Genomic DNA, 3,796 nt, shown 5'->3' on the forward strand with positions numbered 1-3,796 from the left:
AACTCTCGTCGACGTGTGCGTTTACTTTGCAGCTCAAAGCCGCTGATCGATAGGCTGGTTTGTTTCATGTGTATTCAACGCAGTCTATGGCGTTCACGCTGTCAGGGTTTACAAGAAGGTTATGCAGATGTTCCCTAGGGGTTTTCGCTTGAGTTTGATATCTGTCAGAAATGCGAAGGTATTTCACGGACATACTGGTGACAGTGAAAAAGCCAACAGCGACTGTATAGGAGATATGCGATGGATCAGAATGCGGCCCTCAAGAGCCTAGGGGATAGCTGGCTCAAAGCTTTGGCCTCATTTCAGACAATAGGTAGCGGGGATGCCAATACGCCCTCATTGAGCTTTTCGCCCGACAAGCTCGAAGCCTTGCAAAAACAATACATCGCACAAGCCACCGAGTTGTGGAATCAAAGTTTGCAAGGTACCCCAAAGGTGAAAGACCGTCGCTTCTCTGGTGACGCATGGTCGCACAACCCAATGGCTGCCGCCGCCGCCGCCGCTTACTTGCTCAACACCCGCACGATGATGGCGCTCACCGATGCCGCCGAGACCGACGCGAAAACCAAAGCCCGTATCCAATTCGCCGTCGAGCAATGGGCCGCAGCCTCTGCGCCCAGCAACTATTTGGCCTTGAATGCAGAAGCCCAGCAAAAAGCCATTGATACCAAAGGCGAGAGCATTTCCAAAGGCATTCAAAACTTATTGCACGACATGCAGCAAGGTCACGTGTCGATGACCGATGAGCGCCTGTTTGAAGTCGGCAAGAACGTGGCTACGACCGAGGGCAAAGTGGTGTTTGAAAACGAGTTTTTCCAGTTGCTCGAATACAAGCCGCTCACCGCCAAAGTCTACGAACGTCCGTTCTTGCTGATTCCTCCTTGCATCAACAAGTTCTACATCCTGGATTTGCAACCCAACAACTCACTCATTCGGTATGCCGTGAGCCAAGGTCATCGCACCTTTGTGGTCAGTTGGCGTAACCCCGATGAGTCGTTGAAGCACACCACGTGGGACGACTATGTGGAGCAAGTGGCGATCAAGGCCATTTCCATGGTTCAAGAAATTGGCACCACAAAGCAAATCAATGCGCTGGGTTTCTGTGTGGGCGGCACCATCCTCTCCAATGCGCTGGCCGTGTTGGCTGCGCGTGGTGACAAGCCTGTGGCCAGCGCCACCTTCCTCACGACCTTGATTGACTTCACTGATACTGGTGTCTTGGATGTCTTCATTGATGAAGGCTTTGTGAAGTACCGCGAAGGTCAGTTTGCCAAAGGTGGCCTGATGAAGGGCAAAGACATGGCGTCGACCTTTAGCTTCCTTCGCCCCAATGATTTGGTGTGGAACTATGTGGTGGGCAATTACCTCAAAGGCGAAACGCCACCGCCGTTTGACTTGTTGTACTGGAACAGCGACTCCACCAACTTGCCTGGCCCAATGTATGCCTGGTACCTGCGCAATACTTACCTCGAAAACAACATGGTCAAGCCTGGCAAAACCAAGGTCTGTGGCGAGAAGATTGATTTCCGCCAAGTCGATATGCCTGTGTACATCTACGGTTCACGTGAAGATCACATCGTGCCCATTGGGGGGGCTTATGCCACCACGCAGGTGTTCCCAGGTAAAAAACGTTTTGTCATGGGCGCCTCGGGCCACATTGCAGGGGTGATCAATCCACCAGCAGCGAACAAACGCTGTTTTTGGACGGGTAGCGAGACGACATTTCCCAAAGACGTCAACCAGTGGATTGCAAAAGCCAAAGAGCATCCAGGAAGCTGGTGGACCGATTGGTCAGACTGGCTCAAGTCACATGCTGGAAAGCAAATCGCTGCACCGAAGACCTATGGCAAGGGCAAATACAAAGCGATCGAGGACGCCCCTGGTCGTTACGTCAAACAACGCGCAAGCCATTGATTTTTAAACCTTTCAAATAAATAGTTGGAGACTTTCATGGAAGACATCGTCATCGTTTCAGCCGCTCGCACCGCTGTGGGCAAGTTTGGTGGTTCACTCGCCAAAATCGCAGCAACAGAGTTAGGTTCCATCGTGATTCGCGAAGCCTTGGCACGCGCCAAAGTGGACCCCGCCTTGGTGGGTGAAGTCATCATGGGCCAAGTGTTGGCTGCTGGCGCAGGCCAAAACCCAGCGCGTCAAGCCTTGATGAAGTCTGGCATTCCTAACGCTGTGCCCGCATTGACTATCAATGCCGTGTGCGGCTCGGGTCTCAAGTCAGTCATGTTGGCCGCACAAGCCGTGGCGTATGGCGACAGCGACATCGTGGTGGCGGGTGGGCAAGAAAACATGAGTGCTTCAGGCCATGTGCTGCTCGGTTCGCGTGATGGCCAACGCATGGGCAACTGGAACATGATTGACACCATGATTGTGGACGGCCTGTGGGACGTGTACAACCAATACCACATGGGCATCACGGCTGAGAACGTGGCCAAGGTCCACGGCATCACCCGTGATATGCAAGACGCCTTGGCCTTGGCCAGTCAGCAAAAAGCCACGGCTGCACAAGAGGCGGGCAAATTCAAAGACGAAATCGTGTCGGTGCATATTCCTCAGCGCAAGGGTGACCCGCTGGCGTTCAATCTCGACGAATACATCAACAAAAAAACCACGGCTGAAGCCTTGGCGGGTCTGCGTCCTGCCTTTGACAAAGCGGGTTCGGTGACCGCCGGCAATGCCTCAGGCATCAATGATGGCGCGGCTGCTGTGGTCGTGATGACCGCCAAGAAGGCGGCGGCCTTGGGGCTGACGCCTTTGGCACGCATTGCCGCGTTTGGTACAAGCGGCTTGGACCCTGCTGTCATGGGTATGGGCCCTGTATCTGCTTCACGCAAAGCCTTGCAACGTGCGGGCTGGAAAGCCTCCGGCATTGATTTGTTCGAGCTCAACGAAGCGTTTGCTGCGCAGGCTTGCGCCGTCAACCGCGAATTGGACATTGACCCCGCCAAGGTCAACGTCAACGGTGGCGCAATCGCCATTGGTCACCCTATCGGCGCATCAGGTTGCCGCATCTTGGTGACTTTGCTGCACGAAATGCAGCGCACCAACGCCCAAAAGGGCTTGGCTGCGTTGTGTATCGGTGGTGGCATGGGCGTGTCATTGGCCTTGGAGCGTTGAGGCCTTCATCACTCAGATTTCAAATTTCATTCACTTAAAACTCATAAAACAGGAGACAAAAAATGAGCAAGAAAGTAGCGTACGTCACAGGCGGCATGGGTGGCATCGGAACCGCCATTTGCCAGCGCCTTCACAAGGAAGGGTTCACTGTCATTGCAGGTTGTGGACCCACACGTGATTTCAACAAATGGTTGGACGAGCAAAAAGCGCTGGGCTATACCTTTTACGCATCGGTGGGCAACGTGGGCGATTGGGACTCCACCGTCGAAGCTTTCACCAAAGCCAAAGTAGAGCACGGCCCTATCGATGTGTTGGTCAACAACGCGGGCATCACCAAAGACCGTATGTTCTTGAAAATGACGCGCGAAGATTGGGATGCGGTGATGAACACCAACCTCGACTCCATGTTCAACGTCACCAAGCAAGTGGTGCCAGACATGGTGGAGCGTGGCTGGGGCCGCATCATCAATATCTCGTCGGTCAACGGTGAAAAAGGTCAAGCTGGTCAAACCAACTATTCGGCCGCCAAGGCCGGTATGCACGGCTTCTCCATGGCTTTGGCCCAAGAGCTGGCCACCAAAGGCGTGACCGTCAACACCGTATCACCTGGCTACATCGGTACCGACATGGTCAACGCCATTCGTCCTGACGTGTTGGAAAAGATCGT

3 protein-coding genes are annotated in these 3,796 nt (G+C 53.8%); all 3 read left to right on the top strand.

Features of this window, described 5'->3' with window-relative positions; translation table 11 throughout:
• Positions 1-240: 240 nt before the first annotated feature.
• Positions 241-1,914, top strand: coding sequence for a class I poly(R)-hydroxyalkanoic acid synthase (locus tag RMS03_RS03000; RefSeq protein ID WP_310625627.1), 1,674 nt, complete (start codon positions 241-243; stop codon positions 1,912-1,914).
• A 36-nt stretch (positions 1,915-1,950) separates the two neighbouring features.
• Positions 1,951-3,129, top strand: a complete 1,179-nt coding sequence (locus RMS03_RS03005; RefSeq protein WP_310625628.1) for an acetyl-CoA C-acetyltransferase — start codon at positions 1,951-1,953, stop codon at positions 3,127-3,129.
• A 62-nt stretch (positions 3,130-3,191) separates the two neighbouring features.
• A partial coding sequence (phbB, locus tag RMS03_RS03010; RefSeq protein ID WP_310625629.1) for an acetoacetyl-CoA reductase occupies positions 3,192-3,796 on the top strand: 605 nt, incomplete at its 3' end.

It is taken from the genome of Limnohabitans sp. (assembly GCF_031538885.1).
Classification (GTDB): Bacteria; Pseudomonadota; Gammaproteobacteria; order Burkholderiales; family Burkholderiaceae_C; genus Limnohabitans.

What these genes read in the sequence shown, in the direction of transcription:
- RMS03_RS03000 (WP_310625627.1), top strand. Translation starts at nt 241, where the DNA reads ATGGATCAGAATGCGGCCCTCAAGAGCCTAGGGGATAGCTGGCTCAAA.
- RMS03_RS03005 (WP_310625628.1), top strand. Translation starts at nt 1,951, where the DNA reads ATGGAAGACATCGTCATCGTTTCAGCCGCTCGCACCGCTGTGGGCAAG.